The sequence below is a fragment of the Marinomonas hwangdonensis genome (assembly GCF_003721245.1).
In the GTDB taxonomy this organism is placed as follows: domain Bacteria; phylum Pseudomonadota; class Gammaproteobacteria; order Pseudomonadales; family Marinomonadaceae; genus Marinomonas; species Marinomonas hwangdonensis.
This window is the reverse complement of sequence record NZ_RIZG01000001.1, coordinates 212289-231893: the sequence shown is the minus strand read 5'-3', so window position 1 is coordinate 231893 and position 19605 is coordinate 212289. Positions and strand designations below refer to the sequence as shown.

11 protein-coding genes are annotated in these 19605 nt (G+C 45.6%); 3 read left to right on the top strand and 8 right to left on the bottom strand.

The window, feature by feature from the left end; genetic code table 11:
• Window positions 1-81 precede the first annotated feature (81 nt).
• The 8 genes from EBI00_RS01015 to EBI00_RS00980 all read right to left on the bottom strand — a co-directional run bounded on the left by EBI00_RS01015 (window position 82) and on the right by EBI00_RS00980 (window position 13487).
• Window positions 82-1716: a diguanylate cyclase gene (locus EBI00_RS01015; protein WP_123094073.1), complete on the bottom strand. Its 1635-nt coding sequence runs from the start codon at window positions 1714-1716 to the stop codon at window positions 82-84.
• Window positions 1717-1756: 40 nt separating this feature from the next.
• The gene (locus EBI00_RS01010; protein ID WP_123094072.1) at window positions 1757-4501 is read right to left on the bottom strand and encodes a PAS domain-containing protein; all 2745 of its coding nucleotides are present in this window, start codon (window positions 4499-4501) and stop codon (window positions 1757-1759) included.
• Window positions 4502-4517: 16 nt separating this feature from the next.
• On the bottom strand, window positions 4518-4916 hold the full coding sequence (locus EBI00_RS01005; RefSeq protein WP_123094071.1) for a response regulator: 399 nt from the start codon (window positions 4914-4916) through the stop codon (window positions 4518-4520).
• A 355-nt stretch (window positions 4917-5271) separates the two neighbouring features.
• Entirely contained in the window at window positions 5272-8400 is a 3129-nt protein-coding gene (locus EBI00_RS01000) for an efflux RND transporter permease subunit (RefSeq protein ID WP_123094070.1), read from the bottom strand.
• 3 nt (window positions 8401-8403) lie between these two features.
• Window positions 8404-9597 (bottom strand): efflux RND transporter periplasmic adaptor subunit, encoded by a 1194-nt coding sequence (locus EBI00_RS00995; protein ID WP_123094069.1) that lies wholly within the window; start codon window positions 9595-9597, stop codon window positions 8404-8406.
• Between the two features lie 127 nt (window positions 9598-9724).
• Window positions 9725-10618 (bottom strand): DMT family transporter, encoded by an 894-nt coding sequence (locus EBI00_RS00990; protein ID WP_123094068.1) that lies wholly within the window; start codon window positions 10616-10618, stop codon window positions 9725-9727.
• Window positions 10619-10735: 117 nt separating this feature from the next.
• A complete protein-coding gene (locus EBI00_RS00985) occupies window positions 10736-12049 on the bottom strand; it encodes a Na+/H+ antiporter NhaC family protein (protein ID WP_123094067.1) in 1314 nt (437 codons plus the stop codon).
• Window positions 12050-12278: 229 nt separating this feature from the next.
• Entirely contained in the window at window positions 12279-13487 is a 1209-nt protein-coding gene (locus tag EBI00_RS00980) for an FAD-dependent monooxygenase (RefSeq protein WP_123094066.1), read from the bottom strand.
• Between the two features lie 351 nt (window positions 13488-13838).
• Between EBI00_RS00980 and EBI00_RS00975 the strand changes: the two genes are divergently transcribed.
• The 3 genes from EBI00_RS00975 to EBI00_RS00965 are packed head-to-tail and all read left to right on the top strand — an operon-like array spanning window position 13839 to window position 19596.
• Complete coding sequence (locus tag EBI00_RS00975; protein ID WP_123094065.1) at window positions 13839-15293, top strand: circularly permuted type 2 ATP-grasp protein; 1455 nt, start codon at window positions 13839-13841, stop codon at window positions 15291-15293.
• Window positions 15294-15295: 2 nt separating this feature from the next.
• Window positions 15296-16240, top strand: a complete 945-nt coding sequence (locus tag EBI00_RS00970; protein ID WP_123094064.1) for an alpha-E domain-containing protein — start codon at window positions 15296-15298, stop codon at window positions 16238-16240.
• Window positions 16237-19596 carry a transglutaminase family protein gene (locus EBI00_RS00965; RefSeq protein WP_123094063.1) on the top strand — a complete coding sequence of 1120 codons (3360 nt, stop codon included), beginning with the start codon at window positions 16237-16239 and terminating at the stop codon, window positions 19594-19596. Before EBI00_RS00970 ends, EBI00_RS00965 begins: the two co-directional genes overlap by 4 nt.
• The last annotated feature ends 9 nt before the right edge of the window (window positions 19597-19605 follow it).

The following is a 19605-nucleotide window of genomic DNA, read 5'->3' as shown; positions in this document are numbered from 1 at the left end:
TGACGATTTTAAACAATCAATGCTAACCAGAAGACAAGCTTGATCACATAAATGCTCTTAAAACGGCACAAAAAAACAAGATTACATGTCTTCTAGAATAACCACCTGATTTCTACCATTGTGTTTGGCCTGATAAAGCGCCTGATCGGCCGCTTCAATGAGGGTATCAGAATCAGCAAAACCACCCGCACTGGACACCAGCCCCGCTGAAAAGGTGCAAGTGAATTGACCCTCAGGGCCGCTAAACTGTATGTTTTTAAACGCACTCAGCAGTGACTCAAGCAGTCTTTTTGCGTTCGCAGCTGAGCAATCAGGCAAGACGACCAAAAACTCTTCACCACCATAGCGACCAGCGCGGTCACTGCGACGTAGCCTTTTTTGCAACAAGTTAGCTATCGTGCTGATTACTATGTCACCCACAGCATGCCCGTGAGTGTCATTGACACTTTTAAAGTGATCAAGATCAACCATGGCGACACAAAAATGCTCGCCGCTACGCTTCACTCTTTCAAACTCACTGTAAACCGTATCTTTAATCGCACCATGTCGCACTAATCCGGTTAAACTGTCACGCTCGATCAGTGACTTAATGTCACGATTACGCGCCAATCGCAGTTTAACTGCGCTGACCAAATTCTGATTGCTAATCGGTTTTGTAATAAAATCATCAGCCCCAAACGACAAAGCCTGTAATTGCTGCTGAATATCATATTCCGCTGATAAAAACGTAATATGCAGACTGCTCAATGAATCGTACTGACGAATTACACCAGACACCTCAGAACCCGAGTATTCTGGCATGTGCATGTCCAGCAGTAACAAATCTGGCTTAAACGATAACAAATCTGACACCACTTGATCTGGATACTCAATAACCTGAACCTCTATACCCGCTGATTCAAGTACCCAGCTGTAATGTTCTGCCAACAATAAATCGTCATCTAAAATGCTGACTTTTTTATCCAAGAAGTTCATCTCATCAAACAGTCGAGTGATTCTTTGCAATACATGGGTGGTATCAGGTAAACCGACAAAAAAAGCTTGGGCTTGATGTCGTACAGCATTAGCCCGTGTTTCAAAGTCATCTTCTTTGGAGCAAAGCATTAGCTTCGTCTTATTCTGAACCACACAATCAAGCAAGGCATCTTGAGAAAATAAGGATTCATCAGCTAATTTTGTCGCACAAAATAATAAGGCAGGAAGACGCTCTTTTAACGCAAGCTTACAATCCGCGTAAGACGAAAAGCTGCGCACTGTAAAATCGAATGTAGTTAGTTGGGCTTCAAGCCCCGAACGAAAATCCGAATCGGATAACACAAACCAAACGTCTTGCGCCGTCTTCACTGCGTCCAATGTTTTGACGACAGGCTGATTGACCACTGAGCGATCTTGGTTTAATTCTTTTACAAAATGATCAATCGCTTCACACAAGTTAAGCTGCGCAATGTCAGAATCTGAGGATTCGCGAACAAGTAGCGCATTCACTTCAATTTGACGCGCCAAACGACCTAAAAAATGCAACCCAAAACTACCACAAGATCCGGCCAATTGATGGGCTTGGCTAACTATTTCGGGTAATTCGGTAAAATCGTGCTGACGTAATGACAAAGAAACCGCCGAAAAGAAGGACATTTTTTGACTTAAAATTTGCTCAAAATTAGCCTGCAACGATTTCATTGCCAACTGTATGTCTTCAGGTGACTTTTTAATAGGCAAAATCTGTTATTCCTTTGAACATGTGCATTTAAAAAATCGACTATATAGGCAAGCGAACATAAAACCTCGCGCCACAACCCACAATAGAAGTATAACCTATACTCCCACCCATACCTTCCGCTAATTCCTTATTTAAAGAAAGCCCTAACCCTGTCCCGCCTTTCATTTTGGAAATACCGGCATCGGCCTGTGAAAAGCGCTGAAAAATTCGCGATCTGAATGCCTCAGGCACACCTTCCCCTTCGTCTTCCACAGCAATTTCAATATAATCTGCTTGATTGTTCGCCGACAAGGTTATCCGCCCACAGCTTGGCGAGTATTTAACCGCGTTAGATAGAAAATTCGCTAATATTTGCATAAGCCGATGTTCATCGGCAACCAAGTTAATGCCATCGACTTTAGCATCGACATCAAGAACAAAATGAATATTTTTACTGCCCGAATACAGTTGATGGTCATGCATGGCCCTTTGAAGTACTGATCGAATATTAATAGGCCTCATTTCAAACGACATTTTACCAGCCACCAGTTTTTCTATGTCCAATAAATCACTGATCAGATGAATCAGCTGTGTACAGTTGTTACTCGCAATACCAATTAACTTAGCCGCTTTCTCCGATGAACCAACCAACCCAGTGGACTGCAATAAATTCAACGCCCCCGAGATCGATGTGAGTGGGGTTCTCAACTCATGGCTGACAGTGGAAATGAACTCTTCTTTCATTTGCTGCAATTTCATCCTTTCCGTGATGTCCTGCACTGACCCCACCATAATCAGTTCAGGGTTTTGCGCTTCTGGTACCAGTTGTGCAAGTTCATGCACCCAACGGATTTCCCCGTCTGAACGAATAATTCGATGCTCCACATTATGAACCCCTGTTAGCTTGGCTTTCTCTTCACTTTGCTCCACTTTTTCTACATCGTCGGGATGAACCATGCTTTTGAACAACACCACACTGGGAGTAATCTCATCAGGATCAAAACCGAATATCTGATAGATGCTAGGGGACCACCACAAGGTGCCATTTTTTAAAGACGCTTGCCAATAGCCCATTTGCGCCTGCTCGCTGGCAAGGTCTAAGCTTTGCTGTGCAACACTCAACTGCTGATTTAGCTGTTCAAGCTGAAGGTAATATTCTTTCGTTTGAGTCACATCTTGGATATAACCGTGCCACAGAGTACTGCCATCCGTCATAGGTTCAGGCATTGCATTCCCCGACAGCCAAATAACAGATTGATCTTCTCGATACACTCGATACTCGTGTTGCCAGACTGCTTGCTGATCACGAGAATAATTAATACTTTGCACCACCCCTTCAAAATCGTCTGGATAAATGCGAGCAAATGCCGTCGTTGCATCGTCAGCGACCTCTTCGGGTGTCACACCGTAAATGGCTTTAATTGTGTCACTGGCATAAGGAAAAGCTGAACGACCATCCGGCCAAAGTTGAAATTGATACACCACACCAGGCAACTGCTGAGTTAGCTTAACCAGTTGATCTTGTAGTTTTTTTTCATTGCTTATATCCAATATAAAGCCATCCAGAAACGTCACTTGGCCAGATTCGTCGTATTCTGCAGCGCCTCTCTCTTCTACCCAACGAATAGAACCATTAGCATGCAAAATACGATAATTTAATATCCAGCTGGATCTTTCACGAATCGCCACCTCAATCGAACGACCAAGATGCTCTTTGTCATCTGGGTGAATCACACTGTCATAAGTTCGAACCGCATTGCCAATAAAATCACTCGACGGATAACCAGACAAAGGATCAATGTGACCACTCATAAATAGCATGGTCCAATCTTTGTCTGCTTTACAGCGAAAGGTAATACCTGGGATATTCGCAACCAAAGTCTTAAATTGGTCTCTACTTTCTAGTAAAGACAGCTCGGCCATTTTCTGCTCAGAAATATCTGCGTGGGTGCCATACATCATCAAAGGTTTACCATCTTGGGTCCATGACACCACGCGTCCTCGATCGTGCACCCACACATAGCTGCCATTTTTATGTTTCATACGGCATTTGCAGTCATAAAAAGAATTGACGCCATCAAAATGCTCTTGCAGCAAACGACCCGACTCTACCAAGTCATCAGGATGAGCAAATGACAACCAGGTATCGATAGATACTGGTTCTAATTCAGCCAACTGGTAACCAAGAATATCGGCCCAGCGCTCGTTGAATATCGTCTCTCCCGTCTGAACATTCCATTGCCAAGTACCAATTCGAGTACCTTCAAGCACAGACCGATACATCAATTCACTAGCAAGCAGTTTCTCGTGATCATGCTCCTGCAACCGGTCTTGAATTTCCTGCTCAATCGCAGCAGCAAACCCTATGGCGATCTCGCGCTCTGTCTCGGACAAAATACGTGGTTTCGAACTAATAAAGCACAGCGTACCAATCAAGTACCCCATGTGTTTTAGCGGCACTCCAGCGTAAAAACGAATGAATGGTTCCCCCAGCACTAAAGGGTTATTTGCAAAACGCTTATCCTTTAAAGTATCAGGTACTTCAAAAATAGCCTCGTCTAAAATAGCATGACCACAAAACGATACGTCGCGCTCTGTCTCACAAGCGGTTAGTCCTTGCTTTGACTTAAACCACTGGCGATTATCGTCTACCAGTGAAACAAGTACTGTTTCAATGTTTAAAGTCAACTGAGCCAAACGAGTTAATCGGTCAAAACGTGGCTCTGGTGCCGTGTCTAATAATTTCGTCAACTCGAGAGCAGCGAGTCTATCATCTTCGTTAACAGGCTTTTCTGGCACTTGCATAAAGAATACCTACAAATTATTGCGCACTTATTGTCTTCGTATGTTTTTCGAAGATAGACGCTAAATCATTGCCCAAATTTGATGCATTAAAAGGCTTTTCAATGACCTCTATGGCACCAGCATCAAAATATTGCTGCTTCTCAGATTTTTGCACTCGGGCAGTCATAAACACAACGGGGATTGACTGACAGCTGACGTTTTTGCGGATCGCTAATAATGTTTGTAAGCCATCCATACCTGGCATCATGGCATCCAACAAAATTAAATCCGGCTGTAACTCAAATACCGCTTCACTTGCTTCTTGACCATTACTAAAAGAAAAAAGAGTGAAACCGTGTAAATCAACCAATGCCATTTCAACAATGGCTCTGATCGATTCATCATCTTCTACGTGTAAGATGCTACTTAATTGCATGATGCCTCCACAAAAAACGGAACCAAAAAATATATGTTTCCAACAATAGCACTGCATTCAAAATAAGACGGCATTATTAATTTAAAAAAACAGACCTCAGTTAGCGGGCATATTTCTAAGTGCTTATTCACTGTAAAATATTCCCTACCTAATCTGCTAGTTTTTTTAAAATCATTGACAGTCTAAGTTTTCCTGGCTCGACTGAACGCTATAAGACACTAGACGGCTATGCCGAAGAGATTATTGAAATCTGTGACGCACTCAATCTTGATTTTGACAATAAGATGAGCGGTATTAAAATTAAAAAGGAACCCATTAAGGTTCCTTTTCATGTCTTTACACTGTTACCTAATGATCATTCACCCTGCTGTTTTTCTAAAAGGCCGTCCGGACGCTTAGGAAATATACGACGTACCACAACGAAAAACAGGGGTACGAAGAAAATAGCCAAAACCGTCGCGGTAAAGGTGCCGCCCACAATAGCAGAGCCTATCGAAATCCGGCTGTTCGCCCCAGCGCCAGATGACAATGCCAACGGCATGGTGCCCACCATAAAGGCCAAAGACGTCATAATAATGGGACGCAAACGCAAACGCGCTGCGTTAGCGGCGGCATCCCAAGCATTAAGCCCCCTTCGATACCCCGCTTCCGCAAACTCTATGATAAGAATGGCATTTTTTGATGACAAACCAATCGTTGCTAGCAAAGCCACCTGGAAGTAAACGTCGTTTTCAAGACCACGCAAATGGGCCGCAATCGCCGATCCAATCACCCCTAAAGGAATAACCAAAATAACAGATAAGGGCACAGTCCAGCTTTCGTATAGCGCCGCAAGACACAAGAACACAACCAAGATGGAAATAGCATAAAGCAGTTGAGTCTGACCGCTGGACAAACGCTCTTGATAGGATAAACCACTCCAAGCACCTGTAACACCAGCGGGTAAATCATCAGCAACACGCTGTAATTCATCCATAGCATCACCAGAACTGACACCATCGGCACCCGAGCCTTGTATTTGATAAGACGCTAAGCCATTAAAACGCGAAAGACTCTTTGGTCCGTAGGTCCATTCTGAACTGGCAAAAGCAGAAAACGGCGTCATGGTATTGTCGTTACCACGAACATACCAGTGCTGCAGATCTTCTGGAGAAGATCGATACTGAGCGTCACCTTGCATGTATACCGTTTTCACACGACCGCGATCGATAAAGTCATTCACATAAGACCCTGCCCACGCACTGCTTAACGTGGCGCTGATATCAGAAAGCGACAACCCTAAAGCGGAGGCTTTTTCTTGGTCTATGTCGATGTGCAGCTGAGGCGCTTCGGAGTCAGACCCTAAACGAACCCCCGTCAACAAAGGGCTAGCATTGGCATTTTGCAACAAGGCATCACGCATTTCTAACAAGGCAGCACGATCAGTATTCCCCGTGGCCTGTAGCTGAAAGGTAAAACCGCTACTTTGGCCTAACCCTTGAATTGACGGGGGTATCAAAGAGAATATCCTGGCATCGCGTAAGCTCGCAAAAGCGCCGTAGGATCGACCCACAATGGCACTGGCACTGTTCGCTGGCCCTGGTCGTTCACTCCAATCTTTTAAAGAAATAAACGCCATACCAGCATTCTGACCACTGCCCATGAAGTTAAAGCCCGAAATGGTAAAGATAGCGTTTACATTGTCGGCTTCCGCATTCAAAAAATGCTGCTCAACGTCTCGCATCACTTTGTCTGTACGGGACATGGACGCGCCTTCAGGCAAAGACACCATAACCATCACACGACCTTGATCTTCTGTCGGTAAAAAGCCAGAAGGTAAAGTCACCATTAACCAGCTAAGACCCGCCACAATGACACCATAACCCAGCATCCAGCGTATAGGCTGCTTAACCAAACGAGAGACACCGTTAAAATACTTGCTAGTTATACGGTCAAAATGACCGTTAAACCAAGCGCCCAGGCCTTTTTCGCTTGAACCATGATTGACTTTCAAAAAGGTGGCGCACAAAGCTGGTGTCAATGTCAAAGCCACAATCACAGACAACACCATGGCTGAAACGATAGTGATCGAGAACTGTCGGTAAATAACCCCGGTTGAGCCACTAAAAAAGGCCATTGGAACAAACACCGCAGACAGCACAACCGCAATACCGATCAGCGCACTGGTAATTTCCTTCATGGATTTAATCGTGGCTTCTTTAGCAGACAGTTTTTCTTCTGTCATAATCCGCTCAACGTTTTCAACCACAACGATTGCATCATCTACCAATAGACCAATCGATAACACCACCCCAAACATGGTTAACGTATTAATCGAAAAACCAAATAGCTGAAGAATACCAAAGGTCCCTAGCAAGACAACCGGTACTGCGATGGCGGGAATTAAGGTGGCACGCCAATTTTGTAAGAAAATGAACATCACCAAGATCACCAAGAAAATGGCTTCGAACAGTGTTTTCACCACTTCTTCGATCGATATCCGAATAAAACTTGTATTGTCGACAGGAAAAGCCAGTTTATAACCGTCTGGTAGACTACCAGACATGCCGTTTAACACTTCTTTGACCGACTCAGACGTCGATAGGGCATTGGCACCAGGGGCCAACATGACCGCCAAACCTGAAGCCGGATGCCCATTTAGACGTGCTATATAAGCATAAGACTGACTGCCCAACTCCACATTGGCTACGTCACTTAAACGTACTGTTGCCCCACTATCGTCATAGGACAAGATAATGTTTTTGAATTGTTCTGCCGTTTGTAGCTTAGACTGGGCAGTCACAGTGACATTGAGTTCTTGGCCTTCCACAACGGGATAAGCCCCGAGACTACCTGCAGCTACCTGGGTATTTTGGGTTCTAATGGCAGCAGAAATATCCGATGGCATCAATTTATAGGACGCCAGTTTTAAAGGGTCCAACCAAATACGCATCGCATATTCTGCGCCAAACACCTGAATACTGCCCACACCACCAACGCGTGAAACCGAATCTTGAACACTGGATACTAGAAAATCAGAAATATCGCTTGCTGTGTCTTGGTCCGTTTCATCGTAAATAGCAGCGACTAACAAAAAACCTGTGTTGGATTTTTTTACCGACACACCATTTTGCTGCACTGAAGTGGGCAAACTAGAGGAAATTTGCTGTATTTTATTTTGCACTTGGACTTGAGCTATATCAGCGTCCGTGCCCTGTTCAAACGTCACGTTGATGCTACTGCGCCCCGTTGAACTGCTCGACGAAGAGAAATACAAGAGGCCGTCTAGCCCCGTTAATTGCTGCTCTAATACTTGGGTAACACTGTTTTCTACTGTTTCCGCCGATGCCCCTGAATAGGTCGCTGAAATACTGATGGTCGGTGGCGCCACATCAGGATACTGGGAGATAGGTAGGTTTATTATCGAAGCAAGGCCTGCCAGCATAATGGCAATGGAAATTACCCACGCAAATACCGGACGATTAATGAAAAATTGCGCAAACATAACTTAATTCCCTTCTGGCGAAGCATTGTTTGCCGCCGTGACTGTTACCATAGCGCCCGTTTCGCTGTTTCGGGCCATCTCTACGGTTCTTACTTCACTACCAGCACGTACTTTTAAAGAACCTTCGACAACGATTTGCTCACCGGCCGACAAACCATCTAACACTAACCACTGATTTCCAATGGTGCGTTCAACGCTCAGCACGCGGCTCTCAATCACCTTGTTTGCATTCACCACCAACGCAGTCGGATTGCCTTTCACATCACGCGATACCCCTTGCTGTGGGGCTAAAAGCGCCGCGTTATGAGTCAGCTCATGAATGCGACCACGAACAAACATACCTGGCAACAAAAGATCGTCCGGATTGGGGAATTCCGCTCGCAAAGTGACGCTACCCGTCGATTCATTCACGCTAACCTCTCGCGCTTTTAAAGTGCCTTCATACGGGTAAATACTACCGTCTTCTAATATCAAAATGACTTTGTTAGAGCCTTTTTCAACATTCTCTTGAGCGAGAAAGGTGCGCTGCTTAAGTTGGTCCAAACTGGTCTGAGCCAAATCAACGAAAATTGGGTCTAAGGACCTAACCGTAGTCATCACCGTTGCTTGACTACCTGTTACGAGCGCGCCCACCGTCACCTGGGAAATACCAATGCGACCATCAATAGGGGAGCGAATTTTAGTGTAATCTAGGTTGATTTTTGCACTTTCTAATGCGGCTTCCGAGCCTTTTTGTCTGGCCGACGCCTCTAAGAAAGCCACTTGTGCATCATCAAGATCTTGCTGTGAGACGTTGTTTTGTCTACGCAATTGCGTATACCGCTCGAACTTTAACTGTGCAGATTTCACACTGGCGTTAGCCGATTCCAAAGTAGCTTGCGCTTGTTTATAAGATGACACATATGTCGAATCATCTAATTCATACAATAAATCGCCCGCTTTTACGGTTTGACCTTCCTCAAAAAAGCGTTTTTTAACAATACCCCCCACTTGAGGACGTATCTCAGCTACTAGGCTTGAAGTCGTACGTCCTGGCAGCTCTGTGATGAGATCAATTTTTTGTGGTTGTATCACCGTTACTCCAACTTGAGGTTTAGGCGGTGGCGGAGCCGAGGCTTGAGGGGATTCGTCTTGTTGGCAACCGAAAAGAAATAAGGTAAGTAACAAACCTGAAGCGTACTTGAACTTAGACAGCATTGAGATGACTTCCTTTTGATATAAGCAGAGTATTCATTACCTAACACTATAATCTAAGCGTGTGCCCTTACCTACGCCAAAACGTGCAAATAAATGTGCACTGTTAGAAGCAAGGCATCTATTTTTATCACTTCACCCTATTTTTATAACGGATCGCGGCTTTAATCTGAGACCATCGACTCACCAACATGGCTATGAAAATTAAAACACAACCAACTAACTGCACGACACCCATGACTTCACTAAACCACAGCATCGCTAAAATCGCCGTCCAAACGGGCTCTAAATTCATAATAACCGCAGCATGACTGACTTGAGTTAGACTCATGCCATAAGTTTGCAACCAAAACCGCAAGCTTGTCGCAATTAAAGTGCTGGCTAAAAACCACCCAGCCACCTCCATACTAATATCGGAAGGTCGTGTTTCTGTTAGCAACGACACGCACAACAGAAGGCCGCCGGACACGCTTAATTGAATAGCAGTAAGGACCAGTGAATGCATACGCATGGAAAAACGCGATAGCAAATTAAGCTGTAATGCAGAGCCAAAAGCCGCACCTAAAAAATATATCTGAGCAAATTCAAAGTTTAAGCCATTATTTAGTGCCAACAAACCAAGCCCTAACACCGCAATAGGCAATGCAAGCCAAATCGTCATAGGCGGTCTAGCGCCAAACATAAACCGTGCCAAAACCGGCACCAACACCACCCCTAAGCTCGTAATGAAAGCTCCTACACCCAGGTTTGAACTCTGATCTAACCCAGTAATCCAAAACATCATGGTGATACCCATAACCACACCAACAAAGCTGGCGCGTTTCACGTCTTCCCAAACCAGACCACGAAAGTACTTTTGCCCTGCCAAAAACAATACAAAGCCTGCGATAATAAAGCGCATCCCCATAAAAAACAGCGGGGGCAATCCGACCAATGCTTCTTTAGAGAAAATCCATCCAGCGGCAGCGAGAATGGTAACAACAACCAGAATACTTTCAGCGCTGATGTAACCTGCGGTCTTCACATTACTTCCCTCGTGTATATTCTTCAAAACATAAAAAAGCTTGTTTACGTTGCACATTTACGTGCAGGCAAACAAGCTTTTAAGCTGAATTTTTCTATAAATAAAAGTTTGGGTGATTTATTTCGCGTTTTTAGGCCAAGCCATCATGATGGAAATAAACGCCGCAGCCGCCAATAACCAACTGTACTGAACATAACCGATCAGCGCTAACGGAGACACACTGGCTAACGAAGAAGCCAAGAGTATTTGCGCACCATAAGGTAGCACGCCTTGCACCACACACGAGAAAATGTCCAATAAACTGGCACTGCGCTTTGGGTCAACATTGTAACGTTGCGCAATATTCTTAGCGACCGAACCATTAATTAAAATGGATACCGTATTATTTGCCGTGCATAAGTTCGTCAGAGCAACCGACGCACTGATGCTGAGTTCACCGGCTCTCGTTGATCCTTCTTTCGCCCCAAGTGCTTGACTGATGCGTTCAATCGCTCCTACCAGCCAATCCAAACCGCCTTGGGATTTCATCAAGGCACCCAAACCACCAATCAACAGTGAAAGAATCAAAATTTCCTGCATGCTGGTGTAGCCGGCATAAATATCGGATGACCAAGAAGCGACTGAGTAGTCAGCCTGCATCGTTAGCCCAATAATACCCGCCATAATAATGCCGCTAAACAACACCAAGATCACATTCACCCCGGCAACCGCCAATCCTAACACCGCCACATAAGGCAAAACACGAATCAAGTCATAGTCACCTACTTCATCAATACCGGCGCCACTACTTTGAAAAAACAACCACACCAGCGTAATAAGAGCCGCAGGCAAAGCAATTTTAAAATTCATGCGAAACTTGTCTCGCATTTCACAGCCTTGAGTACGCGTTGCGGCTATGGTGGTATCGGAAATGATCGACAAATTGTCACCAAACATGGCGCCACCAATCACGGTACCAACGGTTAATAACAAAGGAAGATCGGCCGCTTCAGCAACCCCAATCGCAATCGGAGCAATCGCGGCGATAGTGCCCATGGAAGTCCCCATAGACGTAGCCACAAACGCCGTAATAACAAATAACCCCGGCAACAATAAAGAGGGAGGAACAATACTCAAGCCAAAATTGACCGTTGCATCCACACCACCAACGCTTTTAGCCACACTGGCAAACGCACCCGCCAACAAGTAAATCAGCACCATGGTGATAATGGTGTTATCACCTACCCCATTAATAAAGGTTTCTATACGCTGATTAAAGTGGCCTTTACCCAGCAAAATAGCCAAAGCAATCGCGGGTAAAATAGCCACTGGGGCAGAGATTTGATAAAACGCAAAGTCGACCCCTTGAGATTGATACCAGAGGCCACTGCCAACAAAAAGAACAAGAAACAATAGTAATGGCAAGAGCGCCAAAGGAGATTTAGAAGTCATATCGTCTGAGGTTTCCAGAGTGAGTGAGTCCCATAACTTGTGGTCTTGGGAGGAAAGGCGCAGATAATAGTCAAAACCAGCGCCTCAGACCAATAATAAATCGTGATGTGGTAGTGACAAAACGTTATAACAAATAAACCATGAAATTATATTTTATATTCCAAATGAGAATAAAAAATGCAAATGCAGGCTCCTTTTCTGATATTGCATTTGCACTGTCTGATTTCCATTACGGCATTTTTTGGCATTCTTTAATAACATCATGACCGTAGACTGCGTCCAATTTAGCTTGAATCACACTCGGCATCATACGACCAGCCACTTGCAAAGCCCTTAGCTTGATTCTACCCAGTACGCCACCCTGCATATGATACAAACCCGCGTTGGCTTTCGACATTTGTTGGATTTTAGTCGCCCTCGGCTTACGATCTTGCTCATAGTGCTTTAACGCTTCAGCCAATGGATAACGAGCCACACACTGGGACAATACATAGGCATCCTCAATAGCCATCGCCGCGCCTTGCGCCATAAAAGGCAACATGGGGTGACAAGCGTCCCCTAACAAAACCACTCGACCACTGTGCCAAGTGGTCAATTCCTCACGTCCATTTAAAGCCCACAAAAAAGTATGAGTCGCGGATTTTAGCAAGCCACTCACCTCAGGGTGCCAACCTGAAAAAGCGTGCCTCAAAGCATCAATATCTCCCTCTTCGCGCCAGGACTCAGAGCGCCAATCATCCCGTTCCTCAACGGCCACAAAATTCACATAGTCACCACCGCGCACGTAATAACTGACGAAATGCCGACCTGGCCCAGCCCAAACACAGGCATCGGGCTGAATATCACACTGCAATCCACTGACAGGAATAACACCACGCCATGCCACCTGCCCCATAAAAGTTGCACGTTCCGCCCCTAGCATTTGTTCTCGAACCATAGAGCGAATACCATCTGCGCCTATTAGCAAATCAGCCGATAAAGTGCGTCCATCTTTGAGTACTAAACACACCTGATGAGCTTGTTGATCTTGTTGATATTTTTCCACCGCAGCGTTCAGTATTAACGTTACCCCCGCTTCTTCACACGCAGTGACTAACACACGATGTAAGTCTGCACGATGTAGATGCCAATAAGGCGCGCCATAACGCAATTCTGCCTCTGCAGCCAAAGGGGCTTTTAAATAGTATTCACCGGTCTTGTAATGACGAATGACCGCATTGTGTGGCACAAACGCTAATGACTTTAACGCTGGCACAAGGCCAAGCTCACGCAGGACTTTTAAGGCATTGGGGCTAATCTGAAGGCCAGCACCCACTTCAGCCAAATTGGCTGACTGCTCACACACGATGACCTGCTTACCCTGCCTAGCAAAAGACAAGGCGGCACATAAACCACCGATACCGGCGCCAGCCACGATAACCTTGTTTACCTGATTCACTTACCTATCCTCTTATTCAAGACACTGTTATGCTAATGGCGTATTAGGAACACAATAATAACGAATCTTGGTCTGATTACAGCGATCCATATCATGAATCCGTCTGCTAAAAAAAACCGACGACGAAAATAAATAATATGGCTCAATACTTGCTTTATTTCTGTAGTAATGCGACAAGACTAACAGTAACTAGACACAAGATTCAGCATTAATAGGTCGCAATAAGTAGAAACCAGTCACGATACTGCTCTGAGATAGAGGCGCTAGCTGCCTTTTCAACACGTTGGGCAAAGTATAATGAGTCGTTGAAAAATTATTGTCCTACTAGTGAAATAGGAAAAAGAGGTAACTATGGACAAATTAACAAGCCACTATCAATCATCGATGTTTTTTGATGAATTAATCGATGAAAAAGGCGTCGCCAGAGCGCCAGCAAAACAACTTTTAGGCTACCTAGATAGCCTTTCTGAAGAAGAGTTAGAAAAAAGACGTATCACCGCAGAAGCCACTATTCAAGAAATGGGCATTAGCTTCACCGTCTATACAGGCGAAGGTAACATAGACAGGGCATGGCCGTTCGATATCATACCGCGAACGATCGAAGCCGCTGACTGGAAGATCGCCGAGGCTGGACTAAAGCAACGCCTCAAAGCACTTAACCTCTTCATCAACGACCTCTACCACGATCAAAACGTCATCAAAGACGGCATCATCCCAGAACACATCATTAAAGACTCAAAAAACTTCAGACCAGAATGCGTCGGCATTACGCCTGCCTACGGTGTTTGGGCGCACATCTGCGGTACCGACTTGGTGCGCGATGAAAACGGCGACTTTTTTGTCTTAGAAGATAACTTACGTGTCCCCTCAGGCGTCTCTTACATGCTAGAGAACCGCGCTATTACCAAGCGAGTTTTGCCTGAACTGTTTGAAAACGAATCTATTTTACCCATCAACTCCTACACGTCGCAGTTGTTCGACACCTTAGCAGCACTGTCACCGCGAGATATAGAAAACCCTGAGATTGTCGTGTTGACACCAGGCATCTATAACTCAGCATACTTTGAGCACGCTTTTTTGGCGCAACAAATGGGCGCAGAGTTGGTCGAAGGCAGTGACTTGTTTGTTGACAGTGACGACTGCGTTTACATGAAAACCATTGACGGACCTGAACGAGTAGATGTCATTTATCGTCGCATTGACGATTTATTCATTGACCCTGAAGCGTTTGACCCTGAATCTGTACTCGGTGTGGCAGGATTGATGCGAGCATGGCGTAAAGGCAACGTTGCCTTAGCCAATGCGCCAGGAGCTGGCGTCGCTGATGATAAAGTCGTGTACGCTTATGTACCCGCTATTATTCGCTATTACCTAGACGAAGAGCCCATTCTTAACAATGTCGAAACCTTCTTATGTGATGACCCAGAGCAACGAGCCTATGTACTGGAAAATCTAGACAAATTAGTGGTTAAACCGGCTAACGAGTCCGGCGGATACGGTATGTTGGTTGGCCCCCACTCTACGAAAAAAGAGCAGGCGTTATTTGCCGAATTAATTACCAAAAACCCACGTAACTATATTGCCCAACCCACGCTAAAACTGTCCACTGCGCCAACGCTTATTTCAAAAGGTGTGTTAGAACCACGCCATTTGGATTTGCGTCCTTTCATTCTGCAAGCCAAAGACACCTACGTTACAACAGGTGGACTAACTCGCGTTGCAATGAAAAAAGGCTCCTTAGTGGTCAATTCATCACAAGGCGGCGGCAGTAAAGACACCTGGATTGTGGAAACAAAGGGGCAATAATTATGTTATCAAGAGTCGCAGAACGCTTATATTGGAGCGCCCGTTATTTGGAGCGCGTCGAAAATACCGCTCGTTTGGTTAGTGTGTACGACGATTTACTGTTCGACCTACCCAAAGATATCGAGGTATCTTGGTTTAACTTGATCGAAATCCTCAGCAATGAAGACGCATTTGAACAACGCTACAAAGTAAAAGACGAACGCAATGTGGTGAAGTTTTTACTGGCTGACGACACCAATAGCAGTTCAATCCTGTCATCGCTAAAAATGGTTCGGGAAAACATCCGCACTACTCGCGATGTGGTACCCAAAGAAACATGGGAACTTATCAATGAGCTAGATCTCTATGCCCAGCAGAATATCAAACAGGGAATCAATCGCTCAGAACGTCACCTGTTTCTAAACACCATTATTGAAGGGTGTCAAAAAATCATCGGGTTATTTGCTGGCACAAAAAGCCGCGATGCGGGTTGGCATTTTTTGATTATGGGGCGCTATCTTGAGCGTGCGGACATGGGAACGCGTATTCTCGATGCAGCTGTCGCGTTAATGCTGCAATCCAAACCTGAAACTCGTATTCAGCTTGGCCAAGTAACTTGGTCAAAAGTACTGAAATCACAGAGCGCCTATTTAGATTATCGTCGTACTGTAAGATCGTCTATTAATGGGGCGAAAGCGGCGACGTTTTTAATGAACGATCCCTGTTTTCCTCGTACCCTAGCGTATTGTCTTGGTCAAATAACCGAATCAGCGGCCCAGCTGCCACGTGCAGATTCCATTCGTGCCAAAGTCGATAAGATTCTTGAGTTTAACTATCCACTTGTTAGTTCAGAAGATCTGAATGACAACTTTCACAACCACATAAATGAGCTACAGATTGCAATTATTGAAATACATCACCAGATTACCGAGAACTGGTTTCATTTTCGGCAAGGAGACGCTGCATGACCATTAGAGTCGCAATACAACATAAAACGACTTATGAGTTTGACCGCTTCGTAAACGTCGCCCCCCACATTTTGAGGCTGCAACCCGCGGCGCACTCTCGCACTAAGATTCACGCTTATTCGCTTAAAGTGTTACCCGAAACGCATTTCGTCAACGTCCAACAAGACCCTTTTGGCAACTTTCAGACGCGTCTGGTATTTCCTGAAAAAACCAACAAGCTCGAATTCTATGTGGAAGTCATCGCCGACATGACGGTGATAAACCCATTCGATTTCTTTGTGGAAAGTTATGCGGAAGAGTATCCATTTGCCTACGACAAGGCGCTCAAAAAAGAATTAGAGCCGTACCTACAAGTCACCGAATCCTGCCCATTACTGGACAAATGGCTGTCTACTGTCGATCGCAAAAACACTCCGATCAATGACTTTTTAGTCGCCATAAACAGCCGTCTGGCTGCAGACATTGGCTATGGCATCCGTTTAGAACCCGGCGTCCAAACCTGTGAAGAAACCTTAACCTTGAAGAAAGGGTCATGCCGAGATACCTCTTGGTTGCTCGTACAAATTCTTCGTAGTCTGGGTTTAGCTGCGCGCTTTGCATCCGGCTACTTGGTGCAATTAACCGCCGATGTAAAAGCCCTCGATGGCCCATCCGGTCCAGAGGAAGATTTCACCGACTTACATGCTTGGTGTGAAGTCTTTTTACCGGGTGCCGGCTGGGTTGGCTTAGACCCAACCTCTGGCTTGTTCGCTGGCGAAGGTCATATTCCTTTAGCCTGTACACCAGAACCCGCATCCGCAGCGCCAATCACAGGCTTTGTCGACGAATGCGAATGTGAATTCAGCTACAGCAATATCGTCACTCGTATCCACGAAGACCCACGTGTCACCAAACCCTACGCCGAAGGTGAATGGGACACAATAAAAGCACTGGGCTTTGCTGTCGATAAAGAACTAGAAGACGGTGATGTCCGCCTGACAATGGGCGGTGAACCCACCTTCGTTTCCATCGATGACATGGATTCAGAACAGTGGAATACGGGTGCATTGGGCGCAGAAAAACTTAAATTAGCCAAAGACTTGCTAATCAAGATGAAGCAAGAATTCGGTGCCAATGGCTTACTGCATTATGGTCAAGGCAAGTGGTATCCAGGTGAAGAAGTACCTCGCTGGGCGCTGGGTTGTTTCTGGCGCACCGACGGCGAAGCCTTATGGAATGATCCTAAATATTTGGCTCGCGTAGACAAAGACTACAAACACACCATTAAAGATGCCCAAACTTTTGGCGAATTATTGTGTGAAAAACTCGCCTTGGATAAGCAATATCTACAAAGCACTTACGAAGACACTCTGTATTATTTGTGGATGGAGCAATCACTTCCTGCGGATGCCGATCCAACCAAAGCCGATTTAAAAGATGACTTAGAACGCCGTCGTCTGGCAAAACTGCTTAGTCGTGGTTTAAGCACCACAACAGGCTTCGTATTGCCGCTAGAATTCGATACGGTAAACAATCGTTGGAATAGTTCTCTTTGGCCAATGCGCAGTGACGTTATCACCTTGATTCCCGGCGATAGCCCAATGGGTTATCGTTTACCACTGAATTCTTTACCAGCACAAGCGGAAGAAGATCGCATCCCTGAGCGTGATCCGTTTGATCCTCGCCAACCTTTGGCGAACAAAAAAGACAGCGCTGTATTAGAAAGCGTTGCCAAGCAGCATTTCGCTAAAAAACCAGCAGCACCTGCCTTAGCGCCAGAAAAAACGTTGAAAAACGTGATTCGCACTACTTTGTGTATCGAACCACGTGATGGCCGCTTGCATGTATTCATGCCACCTATGACGCATCTTGAGCATTTTGTGAATGTTCTTGAGCATCTTGAAGCGGTTGCGAAAACCCTTGATAAACCCATCGTTATCGAAGGTTACGAGCCACCAAAAGATCCGCGCTTGCAGAAGTTCCTAATCACACCAGACCCCGGTGTGATTGAGGTTAATATCCACCCTGCAGCCAATTGGGAAGAGCTGGTTCACAACACAGAAACCTTGTATCACCAAGCTTATTTATCTCGCCTTGGCGCGGAAAAATTCATGCTGGATGGTCGTCATACTGGCACAGGTGGCGGCAATCACGTAACTCTTGGTGGCCGCACTCCAGCAGACAGTCCGCTGCTGCGTCGTCCTGAGTTATTGCAAAGTTTGGTCACCTTCTGGCAGCATCATCCTGGTCTATCTTATCTTTTCTCTGGCATGTTCATTGGCCCAACTAGCCAAGCACCACGTCCAGATGAAGGGCGTGATGAAGCCTTGTATGAAATGGAAATCGCTTTCCAAAACATGCCATCTGGTTTTGTAGAAGAACCTTGGTTGGTTGATCGTTTGATGCGTAACTTACTGGTCGATATCACCGGTAACACTCACCGTTCTGAGTTCTGTATCGATAAACTGTATGCTGCAGGCAGCGCCAGCGGTAGACAAGGTTTATTGGAATTCCGTGGTTTTGAAATGCCACCGCATCCGCACATGTCTCTCGTGCAAATGCTGTTGTTGCGCTGCTTAGTTGCACGCTTCTGGAAAGAACCGTACAAAAAGCCTTTAGTTCGTTGGGGCACCAGCTTGCATGACAAATTCATGCTGCCACATTTTGTTTGGCAAGACGTGAAAGAGGTGGTGGAAGATCTTCAGCGTCATGGTTTCCCATTTAAACTGGAATGGCTTGCCCCGTTTGAAGAGTTTCGTTTCCCACATTACGGTCGTAAGAAAATTGACGACATGGAAATCGAGCTACGCTGGGCCATTGAGCCTTGGCACGTTCTAGGTGAAGAGATCACTGGATCGGGTACCGCTCGCTATGTGGATTCTTCCGTCGAACGCTTGCAGGTAAAACTGACAGGATTAACCGATGGTCGCTATGTTTTAAGTTGTAATGGTCGTCGTGTTCCCATTCGTTCAACCGGACGTAAAGGCGAATACGTTGGCGCGGTCCGCTACAAAGCCTGGGCGCCACCATCGGCGTTGCACCCTACTTTGGGCACAGACACGCCGCTAGTATTCGATCTGATTGATACTTGGAACGGCATGTCAGTGGGCGGCTGTACTTATCATGTATCGCACCCAGGTGGACGAACTTACGACAACTTGCCGGTTAATAGTAACGAAGCGGAAGCCCGTCGAGTCAATCGTTTTTGGGATTATGGTTTCACTCAAGGTCCATTATCTCCACCACCGGCGTTCAGTGCATTACGCGCTTTTTACCCGAATGGAGACGAGCCTCGAGCCATGTCACCACCAGCGGAAGAGCCAATGAATGAATATCCGCATACATTAGATCTAAGGAAGCAGTATAATGTTCTCTAATAATTAATT

Coding starts and splice junctions, on each gene's coding strand:
- EBI00_RS01005 (WP_123094071.1), bottom strand. CDS start 4,916: ATGCAATTAAGTAGCATCTTACACGTAGAAGATGATGAATCGATCAGA.
- EBI00_RS00995 (WP_123094069.1), bottom strand. CDS start 9,597: ATGCTGTCTAAGTTCAAGTACGCTTCAGGTTTGTTACTTACCTTATTT.
- EBI00_RS00985 (WP_123094067.1), bottom strand. CDS start 12,049: ATGACTTCTAAATCTCCTTTGGCGCTCTTGCCATTACTATTGTTTCTT.
- EBI00_RS00965 (WP_123094063.1), top strand. CDS start 16,237: ATGACCATTAGAGTCGCAATACAACATAAAACGACTTATGAGTTTGAC.
- EBI00_RS00975 (WP_123094065.1), top strand. CDS start 13,839: ATGGACAAATTAACAAGCCACTATCAATCATCGATGTTTTTTGATGAA.
- EBI00_RS01010 (WP_123094072.1), bottom strand. CDS start 4,501: ATGCAAGTGCCAGAAAAGCCTGTTAACGAAGATGATAGACTCGCTGCT.
- EBI00_RS00970 (WP_123094064.1), top strand. CDS start 15,296: ATGTTATCAAGAGTCGCAGAACGCTTATATTGGAGCGCCCGTTATTTG.
- EBI00_RS01000 (WP_123094070.1), bottom strand. CDS start 8,400: ATGTTTGCGCAATTTTTCATTAATCGTCCGGTATTTGCGTGGGTAATT.